Genomic DNA, 2,246 nt, shown 5'->3' with positions numbered 1-2,246 from the left:
CCGTCGTCGTGCAGCACGCGGGCACAGGCGTCGGCAAACACCTCCACCGGAAAGGTCTTGGGCGAGGGCAGGCCACCGGCGAAGCTGATGATGCCGGGGCGTTCGGTCACCTTCAGGATCTCGCGGATCACCGAAGGGTTCATGGCGTGGGCGCGGTGGGCCAGGGTCCAGTGCATGGGGCAGGGTCCAGGGTCAGAGGGGGGGCGGGTCAGGGGGCGTCAGGGGTTGGCGCTCAGGGCTTCCCAGCGCTCCAGGGCGGCCATCAGCGCGGCTTCGATCTCGCCGTGCCGCAGGCTCAGCTGGCTGGCCCGTGCCGGGTCGCTGCCATACAGGGCGCCATCGGCCAGTTGTGTGTCGATCGCGGCCTGCTCCGCCTCCAACGCCTCGATCACCGCGGGCAGCCCGTCCAGTTCGCGTTGCTCTTTGTAGCTCAGCTTGCGCCGCGGGCTGGTCGGGGCCTGCGCCACCGGGGCGGGGGAGGCCTTGCTCGGGGCCTTGGGCGCCCTGGCCAGGGGCGGCGCGTCCCACACCGGGGCCCGCCCGTGCAACCGGGTCGACTGGGTGATCCAGTCCTCCACCCCGCCTTCGTACTCGCGCCACTGTCCTCCGCCTTCGTAAACGATGGTGCTCGTCACCACGTTGTCCAGAAAACGCCGGTCGTGGCTCACCAGGAACACCGTGCCGTCGTAGTCGGCCAGCAGGTTTTCCAGCAGTTCCAGGGTGTCGATGTCCAGGTCGTTCGTCGGTTCGTCCAGCACCAGCACGTTGGCCGGTCGGGCAAACAGCCGGGCCAGCAGCAGGCGGTTGCGTTCTCCGCCCGACAGGGTGCGCACCGGCGCATTCGCCCGCGCCGGCGAAAACAAAAAGTCCCCCAGGTAGCTCTTCACATGGGTGCGGCGGTTGCCGATCTCGATCCACTCGCTGCCCGGGCTGATGAAATCCTCCAGCGTCGCGTTCAGGTCCAGCTGCGCCCGCATCTGGTCAAAATACGCCACCTCCAGCCGACTGCCCAGCCGCACCGTGCCACTGTCTGGCGGCAACAGGCCCAGGATCATGCGCAGCAGCGTCGTCTTGCCCGCGCCGTTGGGACCGATCAGGCCCACCTTGTCGCCACGCAGCACCGTCGCGCTGAAGTGGCTGACCACCGTGCGCCGCCCGTCGCCCTCGCCGAACGCCTTGCTCACGTCTTCCAGTTCGGCGACCAGTTTGCCGCCGGCCGTGCCGCTGCTCACCTCCATGCGCACCTGGCCCACCACATCGCGCCGCGCGCTGCGCTGGGCGCGCAACACCTGCAGCCGTTCGATCCGCGCCTGTGCCCGCGTCCGCCGCGCCTCCACCCCTTTGCGTATCCAGACCTCTTCCTGGGCCAGCAGTTTGTCCGCCCTGGCGTGGATCACCGCCTCTTGCGCCAACTGCTCTTCCTTCAGCTTCTGGTACTGCGTGAAGTTGCCCGCATAGCTCAGCAGCCGGCCCCGGTCCAGTTCCACCACCCGTGTCGCCACCCGGTCCAGGAACGCCCGGTCGTGGCTGATCACCACCACGCTGCCCTTGAAATCCAGCAACAGGTGTTCCAGCCACTCGATCGCGTCCAGGTCCAGGTGGTTGGTCGGCTCGTCCAGCAGCAGCGTGTCCGGCAGCGCCACCAGCGCCCGGGCCAGGGCCACCCGCTTGCGCACCCCACCCGACAACTGCCCCACCTGCGCCGCCGCATCCAGGTGCAAGCGGTCCAACGTCTCGCGCACCCGTTGCTCCCATTGCCAACCGTCCACCGCTTCAATCTGGTTCTGCAGCGCATCCAGATCCACGCCGGGGTCGTGCGCCATGTACTGTTCAATCAGCCGCAGCACCTCCGACAGCCCTTCCCTGACCGCTTCAAACACCGTCATCTCAGGCGCCAGGGTGGGCTCCTGCGGAACATAGGCCACCCGCAGGCCCTGCTGCCACTGCACCTCGCCATCGTCGGGCTTTTCCAACGCGGCCAGAATTTTCAGCAACGACGACTTGCCGGTGCCGTTGCGACCCACCAGGCCCACCCGTTCGCCCGATTCCAGTGCCCACTGCACATGATCCAGCAACGCCACGTGCCCGTACGCCAGACACACCCCATTCAAAGTAATCAAAGCCATAGCCGCCAAGCGTAGCAGCAACGCGGGCTGGGCCGTCCAAGCGCGCCCACACAAAAACTTCGCCGACACCTTCCTGGGCGGGAAAACCCGGTATATACTCTCGCTCCTCACAACACAGTG

1 protein-coding gene and 1 pseudogene are annotated in these 2,246 nt (G+C 67.4%); both read right to left on the bottom strand.

Annotated elements, in window-relative coordinates; all coding sequences use genetic code 11:
* Positions 1 to 176 (bottom strand): annotated as a pseudogene (locus HA630_RS23425) (PLP-dependent aminotransferase family protein); the annotation flags it as partial.
* 42 nt (positions 177 to 218) lie between these two features.
* On the bottom strand, positions 219 to 2,126 hold the full coding sequence (locus HA630_RS04655) for an ATP-binding cassette domain-containing protein (RefSeq protein WP_166832770.1): 1,908 nt from the start codon (positions 2,124 to 2,126) through the stop codon (positions 219 to 221).
* Positions 2,127 to 2,246: the final 120 nt, after the last annotated feature.

The sequence above is a fragment of the Aquabacterium sp. A08 genome, assembly GCF_011742065.1.
The sequence above is the reverse complement of the archived record's forward strand: the minus strand, read 5'-3'. Positions and strand labels throughout refer to the sequence as shown.

Bases quoted from the DNA above. Each gene is read 5' to 3' on its own strand.
- HA630_RS04655 (WP_166832770.1), bottom strand. From the start codon at position 2,126: ATGGCTTTGATTACTTTGAATGGGGTGTGTCTGGCGTACGGGCACGTG.